Below are 2,717 nucleotides of genomic sequence, written 5' to 3' on the forward strand. Positions count from 1 at the left end.
TCCGGAGCCCGTACTGAGAAACCGGGCTGTCATCGGACAGCCCACGTCGCCCGAACACAAAAATACGGACACTCTCGAAGGGGCAGGGAATTCCTGCCCGCCCCACCTTCTGTAGGCCGATCCAGCTCACGCTCTCTGTAGCGTCAAGGCGACATCCAGTAGGCGGCTCCAACGACGTTACCGTGTTCGTTGATCTCAAACGACCATGCTTCACCCATCAAAGAGGACCGATTCAGGTACCAGAGTCGCTTCGCGCAGGAGGCTTCGCACTTGGATTCCTCATAGCCACCGGGTGCTTTCGCGCCCCGCTCCTGGACGTGTGATGGATCACCCATCGTGAGTAATACGTCACCAACAGAATCGCCCGCCCGGACATCCTTGAAGTTCCTCTGCCCGGACTCCGATATGTAGGTACAGGAGCCGACATACAGCGCAGCAAGCGCCGCAATTGAAGCTACGATCACCTTACCAAGGCTCCACGTCATCGCGCGTCTCCTTTCATCGGCTGCCCTTCTCGAAATCAAGCAGGAGATCATCAAGTGCCGGTGATCCAACCGCAATAGGGCCAAAGATGTTGGGCGTCGCGTCCCGGATTCCGCCGCGGACTACCAGGTAATCAAGGCCCGATGGATCCGAACTCAGAAGCGGTGACTGGCCGGCATAGCCGTGGGTGCCGGACCCGCGCCTCCCCGGCCGGCATCTCGCAATACCACCCCCAAATTCTCCCGATCACCCCCGCATCCGCGTGGTCTATCGCAAACAAGGCCAAAAACGCCTCGTAAAACACGGCCAGCGAATCCGAATCAATCTGCGTGTTTTCATCCGATTCCTACGGTGAGGCGCAGGAACTGTGCACGGCGTCTCAAATCCTGCGTAAGAACCGAGTCGGTCACGACAGCCACTTGTCGTTTCCGAATTCTGCGCCTAAGTCAATGAAACTACGCAACTTCTTGTCTTTGGCCGAATGATGCACGGTACTCGGACGGGGCGTGGAAACCTCGAAGCGGCAAAAATGGACAACTACCCAGGGTCGGGAAGGCGGCGAAATACAACACCCCCCCGAGACGGGGGAAATACGCTGCGCCGTTTGCTGCTTCACGGTTTCCAACCTCCCGACCACCCCTCGCCATTCCCGGCGAGGGGGGTATGACCATGAGGTTGTCCACCATGCTTATGACCTGGCTCGCAAATCGACTTCCGCAACCCACCGAGTCTGACCCGGCTAACCCCAAAGCCGAACCAGAAACCCCAACTTCACCACCCGAAGCAGCCGCCGACCTCGGCAGCACCCAGCCGCAGCCAACACCCGCGCCCGCCAACGACGAAGACGACGACTACGTCCCGTTCTTCCTCACCCGCGGCCGCTGGCTGCGCCACATCGGGCTCGGCAAGGGCACCACGCTCGAGCTGGACTGGACCGGCGAAAGGCTGATCATCACGCCCCTCTACCCGCCGGGCTTCCGCACCCTGCACATGCCCACCAAGCTGGTGCGCGAGGTGCACTACACCACCGTGGAGGGCTACGCCCACCACCCCGCGCCGAAGGGGTTCAAGCCATGACCATGAAGAAGCCGGCCTACATGCGTTTCAAGGTGGAAGACGAACTGCGCTGCCGCTTCAAGGGCTCGGCCCTGCGGGCGCACTACTACCCGGTCGAGGCGCTGCGCTTGTTCATGGAGCGCTTCGTCGAACTCGAATTCGACCCTCATGCGGTGGACCTCACCTGCTGGAGCGACGCGGTGGATCGGGCCACCCTCAAGGTGCGCAAGGAAATGCCGCCTGTGGAACCGCTGGAGCCTGCGTTGGATGACGAGGACGAAGTGCAGCGGGCGCGTCGGGAGGGGTGGGCGAGTCCTGGCTTTGGCCGCAAGTGATTCGATGGTTGGGTTGATGCTTGGTTGCCACGCACGGCGTGGCACTACGCGGGCGCGCCTGGCGCGTCCGCTTCACTCCAGGAGTACTTCATGAACATCGTGATTCCCCCGCGTCCGGCGCGGGCAGGGCACCTGCGTGCCAGGTTGCGCTCGGCGCGCGTGCGTGCCGGCCACTTCAAGGTGCGCGCACTGCGCGGGCTGCTCGTCTGGTTTCTGGACAACTCGCTCTACGCTTACGGTCAGGTGCACCTGCCCTGCTGGTACGAGGTCCGCCTGTGGCTGCGCCGCCGGGCCATCGCCCTGCTCAAGCGACTCCCACGCCCCGCGCGCCCGAAGCGCCGGCGGCTGGCCTCGGCGGAGCTGGAGGCGCTGGTGCAGCGCCAGTACGGCTGGCGCAATGCCGGCTACTGCCGCCGGGAGGGTCGCCGCCATGGTGCGCTGTGAGGAACTACCGCCGCTGCACCCGGGCACCATACTGGCCGAAGACTTCCTGGAGCCGCTGCGGCTCTCCGGCCGCGCCCTGGCCTGCGCGCTGCAGGTGTCCCACAGCCGCGTGGCGATGATTCTGCGCGGCGAGAGCGCGATCACCGCCGACACCGCCGTGCGCCTGGGCCGCTACTTCGACACCTCGCCGTGGTTCTGGATGAACCTGCAGGTGCGCTTCGACCTGGACATGGCCGAACGCACCACCCCGCACCCCGCCGCGCGCATCCGCCCGGCAGACGTAGGCAGCGATCTGGCGTGGCTGACCGGTGCAGAAAACGAGGGGGAGGCTCCATGGTGATCGATCGCCTGCGCGGCGTGCTGCCCTGGGGCTGGCGCTCGCGCCCCCGACCCGTCACC

5 protein-coding genes are annotated in these 2,717 nt (G+C 64.3%); 4 read left to right on the plus strand and 1 reads right to left on the minus strand.

Translation table 11 applies throughout. The features are described from left to right. Positions 1-143: 143 nt before the first annotated feature. Entirely contained in the window at positions 144-485 is a 342-nt protein-coding gene (locus tag EGJ34_RS21240; protein ID WP_125362388.1) for a hypothetical protein, read from the minus strand. A gap of 682 nt (positions 486-1,167) precedes the next feature. On the opposite strand from EGJ34_RS21240, the gene EGJ34_RS21245 reads away from it, so the two are divergent. From EGJ34_RS21245 to EGJ34_RS21260, 4 genes are all read left to right on the plus strand, one after another. Further along, complete coding sequence (locus EGJ34_RS21245; protein ID WP_125362389.1) at positions 1,168-1,560, plus strand: hypothetical protein; 393 nt, start codon at positions 1,168-1,170, stop codon at positions 1,558-1,560. Beyond that, positions 1,557-1,874 (plus strand): hypothetical protein, encoded by a 318-nt coding sequence (locus EGJ34_RS21250; protein ID WP_125362390.1) that lies wholly within the window; start codon positions 1,557-1,559, stop codon positions 1,872-1,874. Before EGJ34_RS21245 ends, EGJ34_RS21250 begins: the two co-directional genes overlap by 4 nt. A 90-nt stretch (positions 1,875-1,964) precedes the next feature. Then, positions 1,965-2,318, plus strand: a complete 354-nt coding sequence (locus EGJ34_RS21255) for a hypothetical protein (RefSeq protein ID WP_125362391.1) — start codon at positions 1,965-1,967, stop codon at positions 2,316-2,318. Beyond that, complete coding sequence (locus EGJ34_RS21260) at positions 2,305-2,658, plus strand: HigA family addiction module antitoxin (protein WP_125362392.1); 354 nt, start codon at positions 2,305-2,307, stop codon at positions 2,656-2,658. Before EGJ34_RS21255 ends, EGJ34_RS21260 begins: the two co-directional genes overlap by 14 nt. The last annotated feature ends 59 nt before the right edge of the window (positions 2,659-2,717 follow it).

This window comes from Stenotrophomonas sp. 278 (assembly GCF_003935715.1).
GTDB lineage: Bacteria > Pseudomonadota > Gammaproteobacteria > Xanthomonadales > Xanthomonadaceae > Stenotrophomonas > Stenotrophomonas maltophilia_AH.